The organism is Streptantibioticus parmotrematis (assembly GCF_019890615.1).
GTDB lineage: Bacteria > Actinomycetota > Actinomycetes > Streptomycetales > Streptomycetaceae > Streptantibioticus_D > Streptantibioticus_D parmotrematis.
This window is the reverse complement of the sequence record NZ_JAINVZ010000004.1, coordinates 54340-79059: the sequence shown is the minus strand read 5'-3', so window position 1 is coordinate 79059 and position 24720 is coordinate 54340. Positions and strand designations below refer to the sequence as shown.

General features: G+C 69.7%; 20 protein-coding genes. 13 read left to right on the top strand and 7 right to left on the bottom strand.

The features are described 5' to 3' along the window. Positions 1 to 9 precede the first annotated feature (9 nt). A complete protein-coding gene (locus tag K7472_RS07665; protein WP_222975413.1) occupies positions 10 to 1836 on the bottom strand; it encodes a non-ribosomal peptide synthetase in 1827 nt (608 codons plus the stop codon). A 54-nt stretch (positions 1837 to 1890) separates the two neighbouring features. Then, the gene (locus K7472_RS07660; protein WP_308013802.1) at positions 1891 to 4125 is read right to left on the bottom strand and encodes an FAD/NAD(P)-binding protein; all 2235 of its coding nucleotides are present in this window, start codon (positions 4123 to 4125) and stop codon (positions 1891 to 1893) included. A gap of 1000 nt (positions 4126 to 5125) precedes the next feature. On the opposite strand from K7472_RS07660, the gene K7472_RS07655 reads away from it, so the two are divergent. The 5 genes from K7472_RS07655 to K7472_RS07635 all read left to right on the top strand — a co-directional run bounded on the left by K7472_RS07655 (position 5126) and on the right by K7472_RS07635 (position 11171). Then, positions 5126 to 6985, top strand: coding sequence for an amino acid adenylation domain-containing protein (locus K7472_RS07655; protein WP_222975411.1), 1860 nt, complete (start codon positions 5126 to 5128; stop codon positions 6983 to 6985). 248 nt (positions 6986 to 7233) lie between these two features. Then, on the top strand, positions 7234 to 9600 hold the full coding sequence (locus tag K7472_RS07650; protein WP_222975409.1) for a type I polyketide synthase: 2367 nt from the start codon (positions 7234 to 7236) through the stop codon (positions 9598 to 9600). Then, positions 9597 to 9947, top strand: coding sequence for a PqqD family protein (locus K7472_RS07645; protein WP_222975407.1), 351 nt, complete (start codon positions 9597 to 9599; stop codon positions 9945 to 9947). The genes K7472_RS07650 and K7472_RS07645 overlap by 4 nt, the downstream gene beginning before the upstream one ends. A gap of 59 nt (positions 9948 to 10006) precedes the next feature. Then, positions 10007 to 10918 (top strand): TIGR03560 family F420-dependent LLM class oxidoreductase, encoded by a 912-nt coding sequence (locus K7472_RS07640; RefSeq protein ID WP_222975405.1) that lies wholly within the window; start codon positions 10007 to 10009, stop codon positions 10916 to 10918. Further along, positions 10911 to 11171, top strand: coding sequence for an acyl carrier protein (locus K7472_RS07635; RefSeq protein ID WP_222975403.1), 261 nt, complete (start codon positions 10911 to 10913; stop codon positions 11169 to 11171). Before K7472_RS07640 ends, K7472_RS07635 begins: the two co-directional genes overlap by 8 nt. Positions 11172 to 11193: 22 nt before the next feature. Here the strand turns inward: K7472_RS07635 and K7472_RS07630 are convergent, their stop codons facing one another. After that, the gene (locus K7472_RS07630; RefSeq protein ID WP_222975401.1) at positions 11194 to 11850 is read right to left on the bottom strand and encodes a thioesterase II family protein; all 657 of its coding nucleotides are present in this window, start codon (positions 11848 to 11850) and stop codon (positions 11194 to 11196) included. A 181-nt stretch (positions 11851 to 12031) separates the two neighbouring features. On the opposite strand from K7472_RS07630, the gene K7472_RS07625 reads away from it, so the two are divergent. From K7472_RS07625 to K7472_RS07615, 3 genes are all read left to right on the top strand, one after another. After that, positions 12032 to 12868, top strand: a complete 837-nt coding sequence (locus K7472_RS07625) for a hypothetical protein (protein WP_222975399.1) — start codon at positions 12032 to 12034, stop codon at positions 12866 to 12868. Between the two features lie 377 nt (positions 12869 to 13245). After that, positions 13246 to 14451 carry an MFS transporter gene (locus K7472_RS07620; RefSeq protein ID WP_222975397.1) on the top strand — a complete coding sequence of 402 codons (1206 nt, stop codon included), beginning with the start codon at positions 13246 to 13248 and terminating at the stop codon, positions 14449 to 14451. A gap of 502 nt (positions 14452 to 14953) precedes the next feature. Further along, positions 14954 to 15328 (top strand): DoxX family protein, encoded by a 375-nt coding sequence (locus K7472_RS07615; protein WP_222975395.1) that lies wholly within the window; start codon positions 14954 to 14956, stop codon positions 15326 to 15328. 98 nt (positions 15329 to 15426) lie between these two features. On the opposite strand, the gene K7472_RS07610 is transcribed toward K7472_RS07615, so the two are convergent. The 3 genes from K7472_RS07610 to K7472_RS07600 form a co-directional block, all read right to left on the bottom strand. Next, a complete protein-coding gene (locus K7472_RS07610; RefSeq protein ID WP_222976085.1) occupies positions 15427 to 16797 on the bottom strand; it encodes an NAD(P)/FAD-dependent oxidoreductase in 1371 nt (456 codons plus the stop codon). Between the two features lie 197 nt (positions 16798 to 16994). Continuing rightward, a complete protein-coding gene (locus K7472_RS07605) occupies positions 16995 to 17168 on the bottom strand; it encodes a hypothetical protein (protein ID WP_199239201.1) in 174 nt (57 codons plus the stop codon). A 150-nt stretch (positions 17169 to 17318) separates the two neighbouring features. Next, positions 17319 to 19097, bottom strand: coding sequence for an acyclic terpene utilization AtuA family protein (locus K7472_RS07600; RefSeq protein WP_222975393.1), 1779 nt, complete (start codon positions 19095 to 19097; stop codon positions 17319 to 17321). Between the two features lie 87 nt (positions 19098 to 19184). On the opposite strand from K7472_RS07600, the gene K7472_RS07595 reads away from it, so the two are divergent. The 5 genes from K7472_RS07595 to K7472_RS07575 all read left to right on the top strand — a co-directional run bounded on the left by K7472_RS07595 (position 19185) and on the right by K7472_RS07575 (position 24049). After that, positions 19185 to 19748, top strand: a complete 564-nt coding sequence (locus tag K7472_RS07595) for a DoxX family protein (protein ID WP_222975391.1) — start codon at positions 19185 to 19187, stop codon at positions 19746 to 19748. A 10-nt stretch (positions 19749 to 19758) separates the two neighbouring features. Beyond that, positions 19759 to 20868 carry a YhgE/Pip domain-containing protein gene (locus K7472_RS07590; RefSeq protein ID WP_222976084.1) on the top strand — a complete coding sequence of 370 codons (1110 nt, stop codon included), beginning with the start codon at positions 19759 to 19761 and terminating at the stop codon, positions 20866 to 20868. 160 nt (positions 20869 to 21028) lie between these two features. After that, entirely contained in the window at positions 21029 to 21637 is a 609-nt protein-coding gene (locus K7472_RS07585) for a TetR/AcrR family transcriptional regulator (protein ID WP_252395300.1), read from the top strand. 240 nt (positions 21638 to 21877) lie between these two features. Next, entirely contained in the window at positions 21878 to 23404 is a 1527-nt protein-coding gene (locus tag K7472_RS07580) for an MFS transporter (protein ID WP_222975387.1), read from the top strand. A 153-nt stretch (positions 23405 to 23557) separates the two neighbouring features. Beyond that, positions 23558 to 24049, top strand: coding sequence for a MarR family winged helix-turn-helix transcriptional regulator (locus K7472_RS07575; RefSeq protein WP_222975385.1), 492 nt, complete (start codon positions 23558 to 23560; stop codon positions 24047 to 24049). A gap of 128 nt (positions 24050 to 24177) precedes the next feature. Here K7472_RS07575 and K7472_RS07570 read toward each other — a convergent pair whose 3' ends face one another. After that, on the bottom strand, positions 24178 to 24717 hold the full coding sequence (locus tag K7472_RS07570) for a GNAT family N-acetyltransferase (protein ID WP_222975383.1): 540 nt from the start codon (positions 24715 to 24717) through the stop codon (positions 24178 to 24180). Positions 24718 to 24720 lie beyond the last annotated feature (3 nt).

Below are 24720 nucleotides of genomic sequence, written 5' to 3'. Positions count from 1 at the left end.
TTACCCCCGTCAGGACTGAGCGGACACCGAGGCCCGCACCGCATCGATCAACTCGGCGAGATCGGTGGCCAGCAGAACGTCGGTCGGCCCGAGCTCGGCGGACACGGCCTCGCTGATGCGTGAGGCGAGCTGGATCGCCAGGATCGAGTTGCCACCTGTCTCGATGAAGTTGTCCTCAAGGCGGGCACTGGGCGCGCTCAGGACATCGCACCAGATACGGCGGACCTCGTCGGACAGCCCTTCGCGGCTGGACGGGGCATCTTCACCAGGTTCAGGCCCGGCGGCTGCGATCTGCCGGAGCAGCGCGGCACGGTCCGTCTTTCCGGTGGGCCCGAGCGGCAATCGGTCCAGGACGATCCAGCGTGCGGGAAGCATGTAGTCGGGCAGCAGCGTGACGAGAGCCGACTGAAGCCTCTCCCCGAAGGTGCCCGGGCCGCTGCCACTGTCAGCCACGGGCACAACGAAGCCCACCAGGGCGGCCGAAGCGCCTTCGCCCACCTTCTCGACGGCCGCCTCCACGACCACACTCGAGGCGAGCGCCGCCCGTTCGATCTCTTCGAGTTCGACGCGGAAGCCCCGCAGCTTCACCTGCCGGTCGAACCGCCCGAAAATCTCCAGGAGGCCTCCTGGGGACTTCCGTACCACGTCTCCCGTGCGATACACCGGCCCGAGGCCCGGGGCGCCGGGCAAAGTGACGAATCGTTCGGTGGTCAGCCCGGGACGGCCCAGGTAGCCGAGCGCGACTCCCGGCCCCCCGATGCACAGTTCGCCCCGTTCTCCGTCCGCGACGGGCCGAAGGTCCGGATCGAGGACATGGAGCGTGGTGTGCTGGATCGCGCGTCCGATGGGCACTCTTTCCACCCGGTCGAGTCGCTCCGGAGTGAGGTCGTAGTAAGTGGCGAACGTGGTGGCCTCCGTCGGCCCGTAGACGTTCACCAGCCGTCCCGGCGGAGCCGAGGCCAGCACCCGGCGGGCTGCTTCGGGGTTCAGCGCCTCACCGCCCACAAGCAGTGTCTTCAGCGTGCCCAGTGCCTCGGGCTGCTCCTGGGCGATCACATGGAACAAGGAGGTGGTCAGGAACAACGCGTCAATGCCGGCCGTACGCAGCAGGCTGGTCCAGCGCTCCAGCCCTACGGTGGCCACGGGCGGCAGGACAACCACAGTCCCACCGGCCACGAGGGTCGTCCACACCTCGAAGGTCGTGGCGTCGAACGCGGGATTGGCGGCGTTGCCGACCCGGTCTCCCGGTTCGAGGTGGCAGTAGGTCGGGTCGTTGGCCAGATGTCTCACGGCGCGGTGGGGCACGACGACGGCTTTGGGACGGCCGCTGGTGCCGGACGTGAAGTTCACGTAGAGCGGGTCGTCGCCGGAGATCTCGGGGTCCGAAACGTGGGGTGCGGTATCGCATTCGCGCACCACGTCGACCACGGTCAGTCCTGGGACTAAGGCGGAAGCGTGGTCGCGGTCCTCGGGTGCCGCGATGAGGCAGCGGGCCATCGAGTCGGTCAACTGGGCAGCGGAACGGCGCCTTGGCGCTCCGGTGTCCAGAGGAACGTAGCAGCCTCCGGCCCTCGCCACTGCGAGCATGGCGACGACCAGGTCGGCCGAGCGACTGAGAGCGACGCCACAGACATCACCGCGGCCCACGCCGGTGGCCTGCAGTCGCGCGGCGAGCCCGCCCGCGCGGTGCCACAGTTCTCGATAGGTGAGGTGTCGGTCGGTGGCCAGGTCGACCACGGCGAGAGCGTCCGGGCGGCACCGGGACTGTTCGCCTACGAGGTGGTGCACGGCCTCTGGCTGTTCAGCCCCGGTACGGGCGTCGTGCTGAATGTCCATGAAAGTGGAGTCTCTTGAGAGGGCGGATATGGGTCGTGCGGCTCGGTTTCCGCTCTAGCCCCCGGCGTCGGCCGCCCCCCAGAAGTTGTGCAGCCAGCACAGGATGTTCCGCATGGCGTGGTGATTCGCGTCCGGCTTCAAGGCCCCACCCTGGAAGAACCGTTGTCCCTCGATGGCGGGTCCGAGCACGGTGATCCGCCCGTCCACGGATCCGTCAGGACGGACGACCTGGAAGTCCTCGGCGAGGTCGAGCCCACCGGGCTCGAAGCCAGGGCCGCCGGGCTGAGGGTTGCACCACTTGCGGACGATGCCACGGCGCAGCAGGTTCGGATACAGGTCAGCAATGTCCGCGGATGCGTCGAAAGCAGGGACCCGAGCGTCGACCAGGACGTCGACATGACGAACGACACCGGTGCGCGGCCCGACGACGGCCAGGCCGTCTCCTTCTGTGGCCACCCGGGCTCCTGGGCCCGGCGAGACGTCGAGGATGCCGTGCTCGATCAGTGCGCGGATCCTCTCCATCACGTCTGGTACCGGCCCGTATGCCAGCCTGTTGTGCTGGCGCAGCCAGGTACCGAGGAACTTGCGGTGTGATTCTGCGTGCAGGCCACCGAAGTTGACTGCGTGCACAATCACAGGCCGCAGACCGCGCCAGACTCCGTCCGCCGCGGTCTTGGCGGGATTCATGAAGTTGCCCTGACGCGCCCAGAGGTGGTCGGTGGCCATGAAGTCCACCATCGCCTCGCGGTATCGCTCCGCTGAGGTCTGCTCGCTGTCCGCGATGGGCTGGAGAGTCCGTTCCCAGGAGAACAAGTTGCCGGAGGGAAGCACGGCGTGACCGGTTGGTGACTTCAACCCGGCTACTACCGAAGCCACTTCGGACGGACTGTCCAGGGCCGCTTCGAGATCCTTGCGGCCCTCCTCGCCCAGTACCACCTCCGCGTACCGCTCGACCAGGGCCTCGAAGGACCAGGCCCGTTCTTCCGCACAGAGGGCGGCATACTGGGAGCGTCCCCCTAGCAGGGACTCCAAGGCGGTCACGGCCTCGGCCACACTCTCGCTCATGGGGGCCGTCAGCATACGGACGGACTCGTCGGACGAAAGGCACCCTGCCGCGCGGTCCAGGAAGTCCTCGCGTGCCGCCCGGGACGCTTGCGCGAGGTGCCGACCGAAGTCGGGACCGAACAGGGTCGCGTAGTACAGCAGCCACATCTCAGCGACCATGAGAGGGAACAGGTGCTGTTCGTAGTCGAGTTGACGCACCATCCTCTCTCCGATTCGGACGGGGCGGCTGCCGAAGTTGCGACGAAGCCGGTCGACCGCCTCGATGGTCAGGAAGACGCCTCTGTGCTTCGCTTGCGGCACCCCGGGACGGCTCGACTCCGGGCAGCGCGCGAACGCGAACAGACCGGACTCGCTGAAGGCGACGATGGAACGGGGCTCCCGACCGGAGGGCAGGTAGCGCAGGTTTCCGCCACTGTCCCGCTCGAAGCGGCCCCCGCGTCCTTCCGTGAGGTGAAGGACGACGTCGATGCCGGTCAGCATGGTGCCGGCGCAACCGACCACCTGGCCGGGGCCCGCCGCCTCCGCGGTCAGCCGTTCCTGGAGCGGGTACGCACTCGGCAGGTAGGTGGATCGCGCTGTGGAGTTCGCGCACTCAGCCCAGTGGCGGGTCCGCTCGGAGCGCATGGGGTCGTTGTAGGAGTGTCCGGTGAGGAGCAGTGCTTGGTCGACGGTGGTGCGCTGGGGTGCGCTCTCCTCATCCTCGGCGAGCGGCAGCGAAGTGATCACCAGCGCCTTCGCTGTTCCCGCGGGCCCGACGAGGTCTTCCATGTCGATGACTTCGTGATGGTGCAGTTCCACGGTCACCCGGGACAGGGCGCGCAGCGATTCCACGTATCGGGCGAACTGCTCACGCAGAGCCATGCCGTGCAGGTAGCGCTTGGGCCAACTGTCGGCCTCGATGTCGAAGCGGGGGTCACCGGTCTGCGCGAACTTGCGTCGGCACCACTCGTACAGGTTTGGACGACGCCCGGCCGGCAGGACCGGCCCTGCACCTTCGTTGGTGTCGTCCGCGCCGAAAGACACGTGCTTGGCGATGCGGTTGAGGAAGCTGGTGGGGGCTTGAAGGGGGCTGTGCACCCCGCCTGCGCCGAACTGGCCGGTGCGGTCGAAGACGTGGATCTCGAGAGTGACGCCTTCGTGTGAAGCCACCGAAGCCGCCAGCCGTTCCATCGCATACGTGCAGTACGGGCCACCACCGACAATTGCCAGGCGTATCAGGCTCACGACGATCTCTACCCCGTTAATTCCTTATAGAGGTCAATCCGGACATCGCTGCCAATGTACGGACTTACCGTGGGACGCATCCTTGCCCTTCGATTCCTGCTCAAGCGAAGGGATCAGTGATGGTTCCTGCTACCGGCCCGCGTTTCGTGACCGCAATAGGTGTCACGCGAGAGCTCCCGCCGAGCTGCTGAGGCAGCTCCAGGCGGGACCGTGTGATGGCGCCGCAAAATGTAACACTCCCCCCAAGTCCCGTTGCACCCCTCGGCGTTCGGCACGTGGCCTGCGGAGAGGTGTTCGAGGTCGCTGGAGTCTAGCTCCCAGCATTATCTTTGACCACAGCAATTATCCGGCGCCCGCTCGACTCGGAGCCGGTCCCCTTCCCCTCGCTGGGCGTCAGCACCGGTTCGCCGGTTCCATCGAGGGCGAGCGCCAGCGTTGCCGCAATCGAGCGTGAAACGGCAGGTCAGCAGGCCTGCTGCGGTATCGCCCGAGTGCCTTGATCCAGTGTGCGAGGCGCGCCCTGGCGACCAGAATCCAGTGTTACCGGTGTCGGCGCGCGATGGCGCGCCGACGCTGTAAACATTCGGCCAAGTGGCCTCGGGCCGCAACAGAAGATGCTTGACCTCCGAGCCGTGAATCAAGCATCCTCAACGGGAGATTCGGTCGGCCGGCAGTCCTGCCACCATCGTGGCTGGTGGCTAGGTGTACCTTCTTCGAAGCTGGACACTGGTTCCTGCTCCACCGCTGGTGAAGCTTCGGAACCGTCGACCGAGGGCGGGAATGGCTGCGTCTCCGTTCGTGTGCCGCGGTCGATCGGGGGGACGGATGCCTTGCCCTGGCCTTTTTGCATGAATGTGACGTTCGCTGACGTCCGGCTCATGCGTGAGCGGAGTGGGGCGCAACGCTCGCCCACCATGGCAGTGCACGCCGGTGCGCGATGAGGTCCTTACCCGCTTCGTCGCCACTTAACGTCGGGTCAGGTGTGACCTATGGGGGAATGATGCCGGAGACAGACAGCAACGCGGCCGAAAAGGCGCAGCCCACGGGACCAGCCGAGACGCTGCACGAGTGGTTCGCCCACCAGGCCGTAAAGAGTCCCCAGGCCCTGGCCCTCACCGCCGACGGCGCCTCAATGACCTACGGACAACTTCACGACCTTGCCCGTGGCATCGCCAGGCGGCTGGTCGCCTCAGGGGTCCGTCCCGGCGACCTGGTGCCCGTATGCGTCACGCGACCCCGGGTGGTGCCTGCCATCCTCGGCGTACTCATGGCAGGGGCGGCTTACGTACCGCTCGATCCCCGGTATCCGGACACGCGCCTCGCCGGCTTGGTGGAACGTGCCGGGGCGGACGTCGTGCTGACCGATGACGACCTCGCGGTCCGGGTCAAGGGATGGCACCGCGGGACACCGGTGCTGGTCGGCGTGACCGAAGGCCCGGAGCAATTGCCCCCGGCCGTCGCGGTGTCAGCCGAGGACCTCGCCTACGTGATGTTCACCTCAGGCTCCACGGGCGCGCCGAAGGGCGTGAAGGTGACGCATCGCAACGTCACCAGGCTTATGGCCGCCGCGTCGCAGGTCTACGACCTTGGCGCCGATGATGTGTGGACGATGCTGCACTCCTATGCCTTCGACTTCTCGGTGTGGGAGATGTGGGGGCCTTTGTTGTTCGGTGGTCGGCTCGTGGTCGTGGAGGATGACGACGCGCGCCTGCCGGATGAACTCCTGGGCCTGATCGAACGCGAGTCCGTCACGGTGCTCAGCCAAACCCCATCCGCTCTGGTCGCGCTGGCCAGTGCGGACGAGCAGCGACCTGCCCGCCTTGACCATCTGCGGCTGGTCGTCCTCGGTGGTGAAAGGCTGGATCCTGCCTCGTTGAGCGGGTGGTTCGCTCGTCATGGCGACCGAAGCCCGCGCATCGTGAACATGTACGGCATCACCGAGACCACCGTGCATGTCACGCACTGCCCGATCACTGCGAATGACGCGGTCGAGGGCGGGGGAAGTCCCATTGGCGTCCCGCTCCCCGATCTCGAGGTGTCGTTGCGGAACGAGGATGGAACGCCCACGTCCACGGGAGAGACCGGTGAGATGTGGATCTCCGGTCCCGGGCTGGCACGTGGGTACCTTGACGACGACGACGCCACCGCGCGGGCATTCCGTGTCGAAGTCTGGGGCCCCCAGGACGAGCGACTCACTTACCACAGCGGCGACCTGGCACGAATGGCTTCCGACGGGCGCCTGATGTACGTGGGACGACGTGACGAACAGGTGAAGGTACGGGGCTACCGCGTCGAACTCGGTGAGGTGGGTGCAGCGCTGAAGGCTCATCCGGACATCATCGACGCGTGTGTCGCCACCGACACGGGTGAGTCCGTCGGTACCCGGCTGCTCGCCTGGGCGACAGCGCGCAGCGGCGGGCCGGATCCGTCTGAGCTGAAGACGTTCCTGGCCGACCGGCTGCCGGGGCACATGATTCCGAGTGAGCTGACGCTCCTGGACGCCATGCCGCTCACTCCCAACGGCAAGATCGACCGTCGAGCTCTGGTGGAGCGGGCCCGCCGTGTACTCGCCGACCGAGCCAGGGCCGGTACGGAACGCTGCGCCTCGGGGGATGATCCGCTGATGGCAGCCGTGGCCGCCATCTGGGCCGATGAACTCGGCGTGGCCCGGGTCGGTCCCGCGGACGACTTCTTCACCCTCGGCGGACACTCGTTGATGGTGATCAAGGTAGTCACTCGCACGCGCCGGGAAGTCGGCACGGACGTGAGCGTGCGCGCGTTGTTCCAAGCCCCGCGGCTCGCGGACTTCGTCGAGAGAGTGCGGAAGTCCTCCAGCCAGGCAGGCGCGGTGGTCGAGTGAATTCAGCGCACAACCAGTGACATGGCAGGTGGCGACAGCCCCGGTAGTGGGCCGGTCACTCGCGAATCCCTTGTGGAAAAAGTCTAGTTGTGATCTCGAAGATGCGCGATCAGAACTGTGGACGTGTGACGCGAGCCGCCAATGAATTCATGCACCGGCGGTCGGTGCATGCCTCACCCATATTCTTCGCGGACACCATTGCGGACTGAGTGCCAGTCAGCCTCGATGATTCACCAGGAGTTCTCCAGATGCAGCAAGCGCCACCTCAAATACTGTCTCCTGTCGCGGTGGTCGGCATGGCGGCGCGGTTTGCCGGCGCGGACAACGTCGAGCAGTACTGGACGAACCTTGTCGAGGGCGTCGAGTCGGTGAGCCGACCGGACGGCCCTGAGTCCGGGGCGGGCGGGGAAGGGCGGGACGGTACTCACATCCGCGCGATGGCAAAGGTCAGGGACATCGAGTGGTTCGATGCCGACTACTTCCGTGTGCCACCGACAGAGGCCCTCATCATGGACCCCCAGCAACGGGTGTTGCTGGAAGTGGCAGCCGAGGCGCTGGAAGACGCAGGCTATGCCGGTGACCGGGACGCGGTTGTCGGTGTGTTCGTCGGCTCGGGCGAGAACCACTACCGCCGTGAACACGTCGCTCCGTCAGAAGCCGTGGCGGCACGCACGGGAGACGTGCGTGTCACACTGGCCAACGAGAAGGACTTCCTGGCGCCTCGGCTCGCGTTCAAGTTGGGATTCACCGGCCCGGCCATCACCGTGCAGACCGGCTGTGCGACCGCTCTGAGCGCAGTCGCGCTCGCCTGCTCGGCACTGGCTGCGGGGGATTGCGACATCGCTCTGGCAGGCGGTGTCAGCCTGCTCATGCCGGACGACGACGGCTACACGTACACGGACGGCGGGATCTTGTCGGCTGACGGGCGGTGCCGTACGTTCGACGCCGCGGCCTCGGGTACCGTTCCCGGCTCCGGGGCGGGGATCGTCGTGCTGAAGCGGGACGCCGACGCGCGGGCCGACGGTGACCACCGCCGGGCTGTCGTACGAGGCTGGGCGGTCAACAACGACGGCGGATCCCGTGGAGGATTCACCGTCCCCAACATCGGCGGCCAGGAACAGGTGATCCGCAGCGCGCTCGCGCGGGCCGGTGTAACCCCCGACGAGGTCGGATACATCGAGGCCCACGGGACGGGCACAGCCATCGGCGATCCTGTCGAGTTCGAGGCCCTCCAGAGGGTCTTCGCGACCCCCGGGCGGCCGGCCCGGTCGCTCAAACTCGGTGCTGTGAAGCCCAATATCGGCCACACGGACGCGGCAGCGGGTGTCGCAGGACTCATCAAGGCGACCCTCGCTGTCGAGCGGGCCACCGTGCCCGGCACACTGCACTTCCGCTCGCCCAACCCCGAGATCGACCTCGCCTCAAGTCCCTTCGTCATCAGCTCCGACACGGTCCCCTGGTCCGGGGACGGAGCGCGCATCGCGGGTGTCAGCTCCTTCGGCCTCGGCGGCTCCAACGCCCACGTGGTGGTCGAGTCCGCGTCTGGGACCCGGCCGTCGGCGCCAGGACGCCCGCGCCAGGTCCTCGCCTTGTCCGCCCGCAGTGACGAGGAAGTCGACCGCATGCGGCATCGACTGGCGGACCGTCTCGACTCCATGACCGGGCTCGACTCGGGGGCCTTGGCCGATGCCGCCTACACGCTCGCTGTGGGGCGCGCCAGATTCCCCCGACGATGGGCGGCCGTGGTCGGCGACGTCTCCGAAGCCGTCACATGCCTGCGAGCGGGGAGCGAACCCGACCGGCCGATCGCGCGGTGGTCGTTGTCCATCCAGGGAACTCCGGACCAGCTGTCCGAACTGGGACACCGACTCGTCGCGACAGAGCGGTTGATGGCCTCCGTACTGAGCGAACTCACGGGACGTGCGGAGATCGGGGACCTGCCGCCGGAGAAGGCCGGGGCTCTCGCCGCACTTGGTGTGGCCGGGATGCTCCTGCGCCTTGGTCTGACGTTCTCAAGGATCGATGCACCGGCTTGGGTGCGCCCCGCGGCCGACTGGCTGGCCGCCGGCGGCGACCCGGCATCGCTTCCCGCGGCCCTCGACGCTTGCACCGCCGGGGAAGGAGGGGCCGTGCGGGAGGGAGTCGGCCAGATCACGGTCGGTCCGTCCTTCGACCTGGCCGACGTGGCCGCCGCGGCATGGCGCGCGGGAGTCTCGGTCAACTGGGCCGCGTACTACGGCGGCGAGACACGGCGCCGTATGTCACTGCCCACCTACCCGTTCACCCGTCGCAGGTTCTGGCTGGAGCGCCCTGAGGCCGAACCGGAGTCGTCCGGCCAGGCATTGCCGCGACCGGTCGACCGGCCCCGAGCGCTGAGCATCACCGGACATGTGGAGAAGGTCTGGCGCGAGGTCCTCGGTATTGAGCACATCGACCACGACGCGAACTTCATGGACGCCCTCGGGGGCGACTCCCTGCACGCGGTGGAGATCGGCGCACGGTTGAACGAGGAGCTGGGCACCGAGTTTCCGGTCGACCTGCCGTTCATCGCTCCCACCATTTCAGACACTGCGGCCTTCATCGAGAAGGCCCTGGCCACGGAGGCAACTTCATGAGCACTGTCCACGACGACGACGTCCTGGTCCGCCGGCTGGACGTAACCGCCCGCCTGACCTGTCAGGTAGAGCACCTGAGCGAGCGAGCCGAGGGAGGCGTGCTGCTCGAGACCCTGATCGGCCGCTACGTACTCGACAGCGACGGGCGTACCGTGTGGCTGCTGATCGACGGACGTCGCACCGTCGGCGAGGTGGTCACCGCCGTCGCCGAGAAGCTCGGCCTTCCGGTCGCCGAAGTCCGTGAGGTTGTCCGCACGTTGTGCGGCCGGCTCCTCGAACTCGGCCTGGTCGAGACGCCGTCGTCCTTCGAGGCCGAGATACTCACGCAGTCGGCAGTCGCCGGATGAGCGGCGCCTTGGTGACCCGGGTCGGACTGCAGCTCGCGGGCTACTCCTTTCCCGGGACTATGGACAACAAGCTCTTCGAGCGTGTCGTCGAGGTCGCGCGGGCTGCCGAAGCCTCAGGCTTCGACAGCCTGTGGACGATGGATCACGTGCACCAGATCGCCTCGGTCGGCGAACGGGACGAGCCGATCCTCGAGGCGTACACGACGCTGGCGGCCCTGGCGGCCGTCACGTCGAGCGTGCGGCTCGGTGCCCTCGTTTCCTGCAACGGCTTCCGGAACCCCGCGCTGCTGGCCAAGATGGTCACCACCATCGACATCATCAGCGGGGGCCGCGCGATCCTGGGCATTGGCGCCGGATGGCACGAAGAGGAATGCCGCGCCTATGGCCTGGACTTCCAGCCGACCAAGGAGCGTCTGGCACGGCTGGCGGAGGCGGTTCAGATCTGCCGCGCCATGTTCACCGAGCAGGCCGCCCGGTTCTCCGGCTCCTACCACCGCATCGACGAGCCCCTCAACGTGCCGGGCCCGCTCAGCCCCAGTGGCCCGCCCATTCTCATCGGCGGAGGCGGCGAGCGCGTGCTCATCCCGACGGTCGCGCGCCTCGGGGACGCCTGCAACTTCTTCGGTGGACCGGCCACCGTGCGACACAAGATCCAGGTGCTGGAAAAGGCATGTGCGGCCGTCGGCCGAGACCCGGGTGAGATCACGAAGACCTGGTTGGGGCATGCGATCATTACCGAATCCGAGGCCGAACTCCAGAACGCCCTGGCACGGTTGGGGCCGTTGCTCGGCCTCGCGCCCAGTGCGGTGCGTGGATTCGCGCTGTGCGGGACGCGTGACGAAGTCCGGCGTCGGGTCATGGAGTACCGCGAAGCCGGAGTCGAGGGCCTGATCGTCACCGTGCTCGACCCGGCGGACCTGGAACATGTCCGCCGGGTCGGCGCGACGCTGAAGGAGGCCATGGATGCCTGAACAGAGCGCGAGTTCCGGGACGATCGGCAGTCTGGACGGCGACCCGGAGACGGTGATCACCGCAGTGTGGGCGGAGGCCCTCGGTGTGGAATCGCTCGACCCCCACACGGGGTTCTTCGACCTTGGTGCGACCTCGGCCACGGTGGTCAGCGTGGCCAAGGTCCTGCGGCAGAGGTGGCCAAGGGTCCGGGTCGTCGATCTCTTCTCCCACTCGACCCCCGCGCAGCTCGCGGTGTTCCTCGGCGATGGATGAGCGGCGTTCGGCTGTCGGGCGGCTACGACAGCAGGGAGCGGACCGACCGCGCGAGATCCAGCCACGCGGCCCCGCCGAAGAGATGGTCGGCTCCCGCGATCTCGTGAACGACAGTCTCGCCGGTGGTCTCATGTCTCCAACCGTCGACGACCGTCCGATCGAGATCGTCGTCGAGTTCCCCGTACACGGCCGTCAGGGGAACGCCGAGGGGGGCACCGGGCATGTAGGCGTACTTCGCGACCAGTTCCATGTCGGCGGTCAGGATGGGCAGCAGCACCTCCATCAGCTCCGGCTCTCCGCGGAGATGCTCGGGAACGTAGCGGGCGGGGTCCTGGCTCGGATCGAGGCGTCTGTCCGCCAGCACGCGGGGCGGCAGTTGGGATGCCACGAACAGCTGGACGAGTTCAGGGCCGGAGCCCAGGGACGTCAACGCTCGGGCCACCTCGAACGCTGTCAGCGCCCCGGAACACTGTCCGAACAGCGCGACACGGGAAGCCCCGAGCGCGCTCAGCTCCTCGACCAGCTCCGTCACCACGTCGGCCAGGCTCGTCGCGGGAGGCTCCACCTGCCGGCTCTCACGCCCCGCGAGTCGTACGCCGTACACGGCGGCCGCGTCGCCGATCACCGGTCCCCAGGCGTGGAACGGAGTGGCTCCTGCACCTGCCCACGGAATGCACACGAGCACTGTGCTATTTCCCGATTCCGTGCTCCAGGGAACGAGAGCGGACGACTGCTTCGATATATCCATGGAATTCCCCATGGGCTCGGATCCTAGCATGAAAAAGTAGCGATGTGCGGACCGTAAGGACTGCACAGAATTCTCGGAATCTACTCGAACATACCCATCCGGGAGGATCTCCATGTTCAATCCCACTATCCAGGTGATCGCCGCACAGCCGCCGGTTCTGGACCGGCCGGACCTTTCCTTCGAGGGGCTTCTCAAGCACTTCCCCGGCTTGACCGAAGCCGAGGCCGTCTGTATGACCGGATCCACGGCGGCCGGCTGGGGTAATACGTTCAGTGACATCGACCTGTACGTGTTCTCCGACCGCGAGCTCGACCTGCCGGTCGACGAGACCATGGAGACCTGGCCGGGGTCCGACCCGAGCGGTGTCCGCTGGCACAACTGGATGGGTGTGTACGGCAACGCCCGTATCGACCTGAAGGTCTGGCCGACGGACACGCTGGGCACGGCGCTGAAGGCCTACCTCGACGACGAGATCGAGTTCTGCTCCATGGGGGACTTCCTTCAGGACTTCGTCTACCGTCTGTCCATCGGAATCCCGCTGAAGAACGAAAAATTCTTCCAGGAAATGAAGGCGCTGCTGGACGGTTCGTCCTATCGGCGGTCACTCGCTCGTTTCCTCAAGGCTGACGCGGAGAACTGCCTCACCGATGTCGCGGGGCAGCTCGACTCCAAGGACTACATGACGGCGCGAGTCTCCGCCGGGCTGGCGGCAGGATTTGTGGCGGATGCCGCTCTGGTACTTTCCGGGCAGCTGTGCCGACGCAAGAAGTGGCTGCTGCGCCGTCTGGAAAGCACTCCGCAGTGTGGTATCTCGGTCGACGAATACCGCACCGTGGTCCTGGGCGGCCTGCGTCCGGGAGAGACGGACGCCGACTGCGCCCGGCGTGTCGCCCGGTGGGCACAGGCCCACATCGTACGGCTCGAAGACGCTTTCCTGAGCACTCCCTGAGCGCCGGGTCCCAACGGGGCGGCAGGCCTTCCTCCGTGATCCGGCCCGGCACGAGGCCCGCCGATCCGCCGGGTCCCCGCAGGAGGGCCCGGCCGGATCGGCTTCACGCGGAGCGTGGGCCTCATATCCGCTTCGCGCCTTTACACATCAGCTGATCTCGTCCCGCGTCCCGCGGGTCGAGGAAGGGGAGACACCGTGAATTCTCGGCGACGCTTCGAGTGGTGCGCCGCTCGGACCGCCCAGCCGCTCCACGAGGTCGGCAGCGAGCCGCCGACCCGCGCCGTGCGCCTCGCCGGGGTGGTCGCATGACCGCCGCGACTCCTCTGAGCAGACTGCGGTCCGCGGTCCGCGGTCCGCAGGAACCCCGCCAGCGGTTGTTGGCGCTGTCGACCATCGTCAACACGGTCGGTATGGGCATGTTCCTGTCGACTGGCACGATCTTCCTGATCAGGTCCGCCGGGCTGAGTCCGACCGCGACCGGTCTCGGACTCACGGTCGGGTCGCTGGCCGGTTTCGGAGCCGGTGTGCTGATCGGCGATCAGGCTGACCGTCGTGGCTCGCGTGAGGTCGTCATCGCTTCCATGCTGCTGGAAGCCGTGGCGAGTGTCGGCCTACTGCTCGTGCACCGCCTGTGGCCACTGCTGATCGTGGCCGCCCTGGCCGCGGTCGGTCGTGCGGGCACGGTCAGCGCACGAGGCGCGATGATCGGCGCCCTCGCGGAAGAGGGCAAGGGCGCGCAGTTGAGGACGTATCTGCGTGCCGTCACCAATGTCGGACTCGCCATCGGCACCCTCGGAGCCGCGGTCGTCCTCGCGATCGACACCCGCCCCGCGTACGTGACGATGATCCTCATCGACACCGTCACCTTCCTCATCGCCGCCGGAATCCTGGCGCGACTGCCGCACATACCGCCGACGCGGCCTGTCAAGCAGGATGACTCCGAGGAGAAGGCACCTCGGTGGGTGGCTCTGCGCGACCTGCGGTACCTGGGACTGACCGCGGCCTCCTCGGTCGCCAGTCTGCAGTACTTCGTTCTGATCCAGGCTCTTCCGGTGTGGATCGTCCTGCACACGGCGGCACCCCGGTGGATGGCGCCGATTGTCCTCTTCTTCGAGGCGGCGATCGTCGCCGCCGCCCAGATCCCGGCGACGAAGTCCATCGACGGGCCCCGCTCGGCGGCGCGGCTGCTCGCCCTGTCGGGTCCGTTGTTCGTCGTCGCGTGGATCCTCATGGCCGTGGCCGCCGGCCCTGCCGCCTGGGTGGCGGTCGCCCTGCTTCTGGCTGGAGTGATCATTCACTCACTCGCCGAAGTGTGGCAGGCCGCCGGCACGTTCGAGCTCTCGTTCGCGCTCGCGAAGCCGGAGGCTCAGGGGCAGTACCAAGGCGTGATCGGTCTCGGGCACGGCTTCTCCGAAGCTGTGGCGCCGATCGTCGTCATCGCCATGTGCGTCGACTGGGGCAAACCGGGCTGGATCGTCCTCGCCCTCGTCGTCGCGGTGGCCGGCTTCGTGTGCGCGGTCATGGAGCGCGTCGGCTCGCGCCCGCAGACCCTGGCCACGACGGAGGCTGTACCGAACGAGTGACACGGGTCCGTAGCGTCCGCCGTGCGGAAGCCCGCAGAGGGAATTCCGGCGAAGTCCGCACGCTTGGGCACCGTCATCGAGAACCGGGAGAACACCATGGCCACGGTCACGCGCAACGTTACGTTTCCTGCCGAGGGCTCTGCCTCCGAGAGGTCTGAGGGCCTTCGTTCGGGGGCATGTCTCGCGTCATATGAACGGCCCTCTCGCGAAGCGGGGCAAACCGGCTGCCATGGTGGCCCTCGGCACGGCGACTACGGCCCCGACATCGTCTGCGCCAGTGGGCATGATGCCGACTGGCGCGGCGTGTGACGGCGACACGGGGGACCGGGCGATCTCGGCGGCCGTGAGCCGGAGAGGCCGCCCGGCGAGAGCGGCGGATCGGTCGGCGGGGTCGGCCGGTCCCGCCGGGGACCAGATCCGCAACAGGCTGGGGCTACCGCCGGTAACATGGCACAGTCGCGGGCACCCCGCCCGCACTCACCCCACTCACCGGAGGTCCACGATGGCGCGTGCGCCGCGTTCCGCACGACTGCTCGCCGGACTGTTCGCCACGGCGGGCGTGGCCCACTTCGCGGCACCGCGGCAGTTCGACGCGATCGTGCCCCGTTCGCTGCCGGGCAGCGCCCGGACCTGGACGTACGTCAGTGGCGCCGCCGAACTCGGGCTCGCCGCCGCCGTCGCGCTGCCCGCCACCCGGCGTCTGGGCGGGCTCGCCGCCGCCGCGTTCTTCACCGCCGTCTTCCCGGCCAACGTCAAGATGGCGCGTGACTGGAAGGAGCGGCCCGCCCCGCTGAAAGCCGTCGCCTACGCCCGGCTTCCGCTCCAGGCGCCGCTGGTCGGCTGGGCCCTGAAGGTCGCGGCGGACGCCCGCCCCTGAACGTCGCGGCGGACGCCCGCCCCTGAACGTCGCGACAGACGCCCGCCGCTGAAGGTCGCGGCGGACGCCCGCCGCTGACCATCCGAGAGCCCTGTGCCTCAGCCCTGCCGGGCGACGACCGACGCGGTGTGCTTGCGTACCTGCTCCGGCGACAGGTAGACGTCCGTGTACTCGAAGTCGACCAGCGAGGCCCGCTTCTGCGCCTGGAAGCCGGTGCGCACGAAGTCGTCGCCCGCGAACGCGTTCAGCAGCCAGCTGACCATCACGCGGGTCTTGGCGGGGCCGGTGCGCAGTGCCGACCAGTGGTAGCCGCGGGCCACCGCCTGCGCGGGCACCCCGCGCAGTTCGATGCCGAGCGGCTTGGAGACCGCGTCGCGCCCGCCGAGGTCCACCACCAGGCCCAGGTCCTTGTGGACGTACGGCTGGAGGGGGCGGCCGCGCAGCGAGGCGATGACGTTCTCGGCGGCCCGGCGGCCCTGGCGCATGGAGTGCTGGGCGGTGGGCGGGCAGACCGACCCGTCGCCCTTGACCAGATCCGGCACGGCGGCCGCGTCGCCCAGCGCGAAGACGCCGTCGTAGCCCGTGCCGGGCACCGTCATCTCCGGGGTGACCGCGAGCCGCCCGCGCACCGTCTCGGCGCCGAGGGTGCCCACCAGCGGGCTCGCGGCGACGCCCGCGGTCCAGATCAGGGTGCGGCACGGCAGCACCCGGCCGTCGGTGAACGTCACCTTGTCCGGCCCCGCCTCCGCGATGGACACCCCGAGGGAGACCTCGATGCCGCGGGCGCGCAGGATCTCCAGCGCGCTGGCGCCCAGCTTGTCGCCCAGCTCCGGCATGAGTTTCGGCGCGATGTCGATCAGGTGCCACTTGATCAGCCGGGGGTCGAGCCGCGGGTACTTCTTGATCGCGTGGTTGGTCAGCCGTTGCAGGCAGGCGGCCGTCTCGGTGCCCGCGTAGCCGCCGCCGACCACCACGAACTGCAGCCGCGAGGCGCGCTCGGCCTCGTCCTGGCTGGCGTCGGCAAGGTCCAGCTGCGCGATGACGTGGTCGCGGATGTACGCGGCCTCGGCCAGCGTCTTCATGCCGCGCGCGTTCTCGATCAGGCCGGGGATGTCGAAGGTGCGGGTGATGCTGCCGGGGGCCAGCACGATGTAGTCGTACGGCTCGTCGAGGATCTCACCGCTGATCTTGCGGATGACGCAGACCTTGGCCTTGGTGTCCACGCCGATCGCCCCGCCCGGGATGATCTGGGTGCGGAACTTCCCGCTCCGCCGCAACGAGACCGCGACCGACTGCGGAGAGAGCACGCCGGAGGCCACCTGTGGCAGCAGGGGCAGATACAGCTGGTAGGAGAACGGCGTGACGAGCACCAGGTCGGCCTCGCCCGGCGAGAGCCTGCGCTCCAGCCGGCGTACGCACTCGACTCCGGCGAAGCCGGCGCCCACTACCAGAATCCTGGGTCGTGCCACGGTGTCCGTCCCTTCTCGGGCCTGGCTGGTCTCGCGCTTGCGCCTGCCCCGCGTCGGTGTGGTCACCGCCCATCTTTGTGCGCCGATCGGCGGTCCGCCCGCCGAACGCCGCGAGCCGTGCGACGAAGAACGAGAAACCGGTGGTGGGGCACGTATGCCCCGCCACCGGTTCCGTTACGCGTGCCGGCTTACGGCCGTCAGATCTCGGCGTGCTTGCCGTGCACCATGTCCCACGCCTCACTGGTGTACCGCTCGCGCTCGCCCAGCGACATCTCGGGGAAGTAGTCCTTGAGGCGGGCCACGACCTGCTGCTCGGACTCGTGGCAGTCGCGCAGCAGGAAGATCGCCTTGTGCAGGATGGTGTTGTCCACGGTCCGGGTTCCCCTCGTGCTGTCCATTCGCGTACCGCTCGATGCCTGGTGCGCCCCGGCCGCTCGCGGCGGGCGGGGCGGGTTCACCCTAAGCAGGCGGGGGCGCCGGGACGGCCGGGAAACCGGGCGGTGTGGGCCGTTCCACAGCGATCAGGCGCGGTCTTGTCCGGCGCTTTGCCCTTCCGTGGGCAAAGCGTGGTCCTTCACCTTCGCGCCCGCCCCCAGCAGCCCCGCGGGTACCTCCACCTGGACCGCGCGCAGGCGTTCGCCGAGCGCCTTGGCCTGCGGGTCGGCCAGGGTGGAGGCGGCGACCCCGTCGCCCAGCAGCCCGCGCACCACGAAGTTGACCGCCCGCAGGTTCGGCAGCCAGTGACGCTCGACGTCGAGCCCGGCGGTCTCCGGCAGCAGCTCCCGCAGCCGGTCGACGGTCAGGTACCAGCCCAGCCACCGCCACGTCTTCTCGTTCCGCGCCCATACCCCGAGGTTGGCGTCGCCGCCCTTGTCGCCGGAGCGGGCCCCGGCGAGGGTGCCGAGCGGGACGCGGACCAGCGGATCGTCGTGCGCCGTCACGCTCCCGTACACCCGCCCGTCGCGCCGGAACGGCTCGCGCGGCGGCTCGGGCACCGCGAGCCGGGTGCCGTCGTCCAGCACCACCTCGGGCCGCACGGCGGACGCCGCGACCAGCGCGGGCCAGTGGACGCCGTACTCCGTGGCGCGCGGCGAGGCGTGCTCCAGGTGCAGGCCCGGGTAGCCGGACAGACCGGTCCCGGCGACCGCTGCGAAGAAGGCCCGGCCCACGGCGTCCCGGTCCGCGTCCTTCACGGTCACCGTCAGCCGGTCGCCCGCGGGCGACAGCCGCGCGTCGAAGTCCGCGAACCGCTCCCGGCCGCCCACCGCGTCCAGCAGCGACGCCTCGGCGAACCGCGCCTTGGCCCGCGTTTCAAGCCCCTCCAGCGCGAACGTGGCGCTGTTGCGGTAGCCGCCGCGGTAGTTGACGCAGACCTTCAGCCGCTCCGGGGCCGGCTCGCCGGTCGCCCCCGCGATCCGCACCCGGTCGGGGCCCTCCTGGGTGAGGGCCACGGTGTCGAAGCGGGTGACGACGTCGGGGCCGAGGTACTGCGGGCCCTCGATCTCGTAGAGCAGCTGGGCGGTGACGGTCTCCGTGGTGACGGCGCCGCCGGTGCCGGGGTGCTTGGTGATGACGCTGGTCCCGTCCTCGTGCAGCTCGGCGATGGGGAAGCCGGGCCGGACGGGGTCGGGTATCTCGGTGAAGAAGCTGAAGTTGCCGCCGGTGGCCTGGGCGCCGCACTCGATGACGTGACCCGCGGCCACCGCGCCGGCCAGCCGGTCCCAGTCGTCGAGCGCCCAGTCGTACGCCCACGCGGCCGGGCCGACGACCAGCGAGGCGTCGGTGACCCGGCCGCAGATCACCACGTCCGCCCCGGCGCGCAGCGCGGTCGTGATGCCCCAGGCGCCCAGGTAGGCGTTGGCGGTCACCGGCTCGACGCCCGCGCCGGCCAGCGGGCGGCCGGTGCCCAGGTGCGCGAGGTCCTCACCGGCCGCGCGCAGCTCGGCCAGACGGGGCATCAGGTCGTCGCCCTCCAGGTGGGCGACGCGGGGAGCGAGACCGGCGGCCGAGGCCAGTTCGCGCAAGCTGTGGGCGAGACCGGCGGGATTGAGCCCGCCCGCGTTGACCACCACCTTGATGCCCCGCTCCAGGCAGGTGCCGAGGACGTCGCGCATCTGGGCGAGGAAGGAGAGCGCGTACCCGGCGTCCGGGTCGCGCTGCCTGGCCTTCCACAGCAGGAGCATGGTGAGTTCGGCGAGGTAGTCGCCGGTGAGCACGTCGACGGGGCCGCCTTCGACCATTTCGCGGGCGGCGGAGAGCCGGTCTCCGTAGAAGCCTGAGCAGTTGGCGATACGCAGCATGGCGTAACACTAGGAGCGCGGCGGCCCGGGCAGGCGCACAGTGGAACAACTGGCCCCTTTCGAACCTCACTCGGGGAAGGACCCGCCATGTCGCACCGCAAGGACCTCGGACTGCTCGCCCTGCGCCTGGCCGTGGGCGGCGTGCTGTTCGCGCACGGCACGCAGAAGCTCTTCGGCTGGTTCGGCGGCCCTGGCATCGAGGGCACCGCCCAGGGCATGGAGCAGATGGGCTTCACGCCGGGCCGCCCCAGCGCGCTCGCCGCGGGACTCGGCGAGACGGGCGGCGGCACCCTGCTGGCGCTGGGCCTGGCGACGCCCGCGGCGGGCGCGGCGGCGGCCGGGACGATGGCCTCCGCGGTCTCCTTCCACCTGCCCAACGGCTTCTTCGCGGCCAACGGCGGCTTCGAGTCGGCGGGCCTGGTGGGCGCGGTGGCGGCCGGCCTCGGCATCGCGGGGCCCGGCCGCTACTCCCTCGACCACGCCACCTGCCACGTGCTGGACCGGCCGTGGGTCGCGGCGGCGGCGTTCGCGGCCAGCGCGGCGGCGGCCTCGGTGGTCATCGGCAGGCGGCAGGCCGCGCTGGCGGCGGGCGGCGACGACGCGCGGGGCGGCGGCTCCGGCGGCTCCGGCGACGACACCGCGGAGTCCTGACGTGGCGCACATGGCGGACGGCGCGGGCGGCGAAGGCACGGACGGCGGCGAGGACCGCGCGTCCGGTGACTCAGGGGGCTCCTCCCGGGGCTTCCTCGGGGAGCTGAAGGACGCCGTCAGCGGGCGGGCCGCGCTGCTGCTGATCGGCATCTTCGTCATCGAGATGGCGTTCATCGTCTCCTACCTGGGCGCCTTCCACTCGCCCAGCCCGCAGCGCATCCCGGTCGCCGTCGTCGCGCCCGCGCGGGCCGAGACCAAGGTGGTGAACGGGCTCAACGGGCTCCAGGGCGAGCCGGTGCGGGCGACGGCTGCGGCGGACGTGCGGGCGGCGCGCCAGATGATCCTGCACCGCAACGTGGACGCCGCGTTCGTCATCGACCCGCGCGCCACCACCGACCGCGTGCTGCTGGCCTCCGCCGGTGGCCCCTCGGTCGCGCAGACCGTCACGCAGATCCTCCAGAAGACCGACCAGGCCAACCGGCGCACCGTCGCGGTCACCGACATCCGTCCGCCGAACGCGGCGGACGGCCGCGGCCTCAGCTCGTTCTACCTGGTCGTCGGCCTGATCATCGGCGGGTACCTGGCCTCGGCCGCGCTCGCGATGTCCTTCGGCGCCCGGCCGTCCAACGTGCACCGGGTCGGCATCCGGCTGGGCTCGCTCGCGGTGATCTCGGTGCTGTCCGGGCTCGGCGGGGCGATCGTCGTCGATCCGCTGTTCTCCGCGCTGACCGGCCACTTCGTGGCGCTGTGGTGGATCGGGGTGCTCACCACGTTCGCGGCGGCGGCCACCGGCATGGCCTTCCAGGTGCTGCTGGGGCAGCTGGGCATCGGGCTGTCGCTGCTGGTCTTCGTGGTCTTCGGCAACCCCAGCTCCGGCGGCGTCTACCCCTCGACGCTGCTGCCGCCGTTCTGGCGGGCGATCGGGCAGGCGCTGCCGTCCGGCGCCGCGACCACGCTGGTGCGCGACTACGCCTACTTCGGCGGCTACGGCACCTCGACCGCCTGGTGGGTGCTGTCCGCCTGGGCGGCGGGCGGCGTGCTGGTCAGCTACCTCGCGTCGCTGCCCGCGGCGCGCAAGCACCCGCTCTTCGCGGCGCCCTCGGCTCCCACTCGAATGTGACGCAGGACACATCCTTCCCGTGAAATATCCGGGGATGCCTTCCCCGTTTACACCGTACGTAAGCGAAATGGGGATGCGTTCCCCGGATCGCACCGCATACGGTTCATGGGAGAGGAGCGCCATCGTGGACAGCGTCGCCGTCAAGGCCAGGCCGTCGCGGATGCGGGCGGACGCGTCGCGCAACCGCGAGCGGATCGTCACCGCCGCCCGCGAGGCGCTGGTCGAGCACGGTCCCGACATGCCGCTGGACGAGATCGCCCGGCGCGCCGGGGTGGGCAACGCCACCCTCTACCGCAACTTCGCGGACCGCCGTGACCTGATCCGCACCGTCACGCTGTCGGTGATGGACCGCGTCGCCGCGCGGGCCGAGGGCCTGCTCGACGAGGAGCCGGACGCCTTCGAGGCGCTGCGGCACTTCACCCACCAGGCCGCCGACGAACGCGTCGGCGCGCTGTGTTCCCTGTTGTCCGGCGCGTTCGACCGCGACGAACCCGAACTGCTCGCCGTGCGCGACCGGTTGACCCGTGCCGTCGAGGCGCTGGTGGACCGGGCGCAGGCCGCGGGCCAGGTCCGTCCCGACGTCGGCGCCGGTGATCTGATGCTGGCGCTCTCCCAGCTGACCCGGCCCCTGCCGGGCACGGCCTGCGTCGACATCGACCACTTCGTCCACCGCCACCTTCAGGTGTTCCTCGACGGACTGCGGGCCCCCGCCGCGTCCGTGCTGCCGGGGAGCGCCGCGACGCTGGAGGCCCTACGACGGCCGTCCTGACCCGCCGATGACGCGGGCGCCGCACGCGCCCGGTTCCGACTGACGCGACCGGCCCGCCACAGACGCCGGGCCCGGGATGCCGTACGCCCTGATTCGTCCCCGCACGACCCGCCGTTCCCGCACGACCTGTTGTTCACGCAGCACCTGATGAGTCCCATGCCGCAGCACGCGCGCTGCCGCAGCCCCTTTCGTATGTCGTACGTCGGCTTCCGACTTCTCCGCACTTAGGTGGTTCCACCCATGCCAGGCTCCCTGACCCTGCCCGACCCCCGGCGCTGGAAAGCGCTCATATTCATCGCCCTCGCCCAGCTGATGGTGGTCCTCGACGCGACCATCGTGAACATCGCGCTCCCCTCGGCGCAGAAGGCCCTCGGCATCTCCGACGGCAACCGGCAATGGGTGATCACCGCTTACACGCTCGCGTTCGGCGGCCTGCTGCTCTTCGGCGGCCGTATCGCCGACCTCGTCGGCCGCAAGCGCACCTTCGTCATCGGCCTGCTCGGCTTCGCCGGCGCGTCCGCGCTGGGCGGCGCCGCGGTCGATACCGGCATGCTGCTGGGCGCCCGCGCCCTGCAGGGCGCCTTCGGCGCGCTGCTCGCGCCGTCCGCCCTGTCGCTGCTGTCGGTGATGTTCACCGAGGCCAGGGAACGCGCCAAGGCGTTCGGCATCTACGGCGCCATCGCCGGTGGCGGCGGCGCGGTCGGCCTGATCCTGGGCGGCCTGCTCACCGAGCACCTCAACTGGCGCTGGACCCTCTTCGTCAACGTCGCGTTCGCCATCATCGCGGTGGCCGGAGCGCTCGTGGTGATCCGGGAGCCCGAGGGCGCCCGCAACCGCAACCGCCTCGACATCCCCGGTGTCCTGCTGGCCACCGCGGGCCTGGTCTCCCTGGTCTACGGGTTCACCCGCGCCGAGACCAACGGCTGGAGCGCGGGCTCGACCATCGCGCTGTTCGTCGCCTCGGTCGTGCTGCTCGCCGCGTTCGCCCTCGTCGAGGGCCGCACGGCCGCGCCGCTGCTGCCGCTGCGCGTGGTCACCAACCGCAACCGCGGCGGTGTCTACCTCTCGCTCGGCCTCGCCGTGATCGGCATGTTCGGCCTGTTCCTCTTCCTCACCTACTACCTCCAGGTGGTCAAGGGCTACGACCCGGTCAAGACCGGACTCGCGTTCCTGCCGATGATCGCGGGCATGATCACCGGCTCCACCCAGATCGGCGCCCGACTGATGACCCGGGTCGCGCCGCGCTGGCTGATGGGCCCGGGCTTCCTGGTCGCCGCGGGCGGCATGCTGATCCTCACCCAGATCTCGGTCACCAGCTCCTACGCGAGCCTGGTGCTGCCCGGCCAGATCCTGCTGGGCCTGGGCATGGGCACCGCGTTCATGCCGGCGATGAGCCTGGCCACCTACGGGGTCGAGCCGCGTGACGCGGGTGTCGCCTCCGCGATGGTCAACACCTCGCAGCAGGTGGGCGGCTCGATCGGCACCGCGCTGCTCAACACCATCGCGGCCAGCGCCACCACCGCGTACGCCGCCTCGCACCTGGCGGGCGCCCGCGGCGCCGCCGCCGTCCAGCAGGTCAAGCTGCAGGCCATGGTGCACGGCTACTCCTCCGCGATCTGGTGGGCGGTGGCGATCCTGCTGGTCTCCTCGACGATCGCCTTCACCTTCATCAACACCGGCCACCAGGGCGGCACGCCCGTCGCCTCCGGTGGTGACGAGGCGCTCAAGGCCGCTGAGGAGCTGCCGATCCCGGTCATCGCGCACTGATCCGTTTCCGGTCATCGCGCGCCGGTCCGCCCCCGCCGGGGCGGGCCGGTCGCGCGGGACAGGTACGGACCACCGGGCCCCGCCTCCCCGATTCACCGGGGAAGCGGGGCCCACCTGCGTCTTTGAAGCTTCAAGCGGTCGTACGCTGGAGACATGGCGACCACCGAACCGCGCTGGCTGGACACGGAGCAGCAGCGGACCTGGCGGGCCTACATGGCCGCGACACAGCTGCTGTCCGACCACGTCGACCGCCAGCTCCAGCGCGACGCCGGCATGCCGCACACCTACTACAGCCTGCTGGTATGGCTGTCGGAGTCGCCCGGCCGCCGGATGCGGATGACCGAGCTGGCCGAACGGTCCAAGATCACCCGGAGCCGTCTGTCGCACGCCGTCGCGCGGCTGGAAGAGGACGGCTGGGTGCGCCGCGAGGACTGCGCCACCGACCGCAGGGGCCAGGTCGCGGTCCTCACCGAGGAGGGCTTCCGCGCGCTGGAGAAGGCGGCCCCCGGACACGTCGAGGCGGTGCGCGGCGCGCTCTTCGACCGCCTCACCCCGGAACAGACGGCAGTCCTCGGCGAGATCATGCGCACGGTCGCGGAGAACCTGGCTCCCCGGGGCGGCGCGGACCTGCCCTGGCGTCGCTGAGGGCGGCCGCAAGGGCTGCCGCAGGGGCTGGTTCCGGTCAGTGCCGCGGGGGCTGATTCCGGTCAGTTTCCGTCCGCCCGCCTCGCGTCGACCGGTCCGCGTGCTCGGCGTGCTCCGCGTGCTTCGGGTCAGCCGAGCGGCTTCTCGTAGAAGGCCACGTCCCAGTAGCGGCCGAACTTGCGGCCCGTCTGTCCGAAGACCCCGCAGCGCCGGAAGCCGAAGCGCTCGTGCAGCCGCACCGACGCCTCGTTCGGCAGCGTGACGCCCGCGTAGGCGCGGTGCACGTCCTCCCCGGCCAGCGCGGCGAACAGCCCCTCGTACAGCAGCGTCCCGACACCCCGGCCGCCCGCGCCGGGGGCGACGTAGACCGTGGTCTCGACCGACGTCGCGTACGCGGGCTTGGGCCGGAACGGGCTGGAGGTCGCGTACCCCAGCAGACGCCCGCCTCCCTCGCCGCCGTCCTCCCCTCCGGTCTCCTCCGCGACCAACAGCCGGTGCGGACCGTGATCCGCGTAGTGCGACAGCCATGTCTGCCGCTGTTCGGGGGAGAAGGCAACCGTGTCGAAGGTGACGGGCGTCTGAGTGACGTAGTGGTTGTAGAGCGCGGTCAGCTGCGGCAGGTCGTCCGGCGTACCGGGCCTGAGCTGGGGATTCGTGGTGCCGGGCATCGA

Coding starts and splice junctions, on each gene's coding strand:
- K7472_RS07665 (WP_222975413.1), bottom strand. CDS start 1,836: ATGGACATTCAGCACGACGCCCGTACCGGGGCTGAACAGCCAGAGGCC.
- K7472_RS07655 (WP_222975411.1), top strand. CDS start 5,126: ATGCCGGAGACAGACAGCAACGCGGCCGAAAAGGCGCAGCCCACGGGA.
- K7472_RS07650 (WP_222975409.1), top strand. CDS start 7,234: ATGCAGCAAGCGCCACCTCAAATACTGTCTCCTGTCGCGGTGGTCGGC.
- K7472_RS07645 (WP_222975407.1), top strand. CDS start 9,597: ATGAGCACTGTCCACGACGACGACGTCCTGGTCCGCCGGCTGGACGTA.
- K7472_RS07640 (WP_222975405.1), top strand. CDS start 10,007: ATGGACAACAAGCTCTTCGAGCGTGTCGTCGAGGTCGCGCGGGCTGCC.
- K7472_RS07635 (WP_222975403.1), top strand. CDS start 10,911: ATGCCTGAACAGAGCGCGAGTTCCGGGACGATCGGCAGTCTGGACGGC.
- K7472_RS07625 (WP_222975399.1), top strand. CDS start 12,032: ATGTTCAATCCCACTATCCAGGTGATCGCCGCACAGCCGCCGGTTCTG.
- K7472_RS07615 (WP_222975395.1), top strand. CDS start 14,954: ATGGCGCGTGCGCCGCGTTCCGCACGACTGCTCGCCGGACTGTTCGCC.
- K7472_RS07600 (WP_222975393.1), bottom strand. CDS start 19,097: ATGCTGCGTATCGCCAACTGCTCAGGCTTCTACGGAGACCGGCTCTCC.
- K7472_RS07595 (WP_222975391.1), top strand. CDS start 19,185: ATGTCGCACCGCAAGGACCTCGGACTGCTCGCCCTGCGCCTGGCCGTG.
- K7472_RS07590 (WP_222976084.1), top strand. CDS start 19,759: ATGGCGGACGGCGCGGGCGGCGAAGGCACGGACGGCGGCGAGGACCGC.
- K7472_RS07585 (WP_252395300.1), top strand. CDS start 21,029: ATGCGGGCGGACGCGTCGCGCAACCGCGAGCGGATCGTCACCGCCGCC.
- K7472_RS07580 (WP_222975387.1), top strand. CDS start 21,878: ATGCCAGGCTCCCTGACCCTGCCCGACCCCCGGCGCTGGAAAGCGCTC.
- K7472_RS07575 (WP_222975385.1), top strand. CDS start 23,558: ATGGCGACCACCGAACCGCGCTGGCTGGACACGGAGCAGCAGCGGACC.
- K7472_RS07570 (WP_222975383.1), bottom strand. CDS start 24,717: ATGCCCGGCACCACGAATCCCCAGCTCAGGCCCGGTACGCCGGACGAC.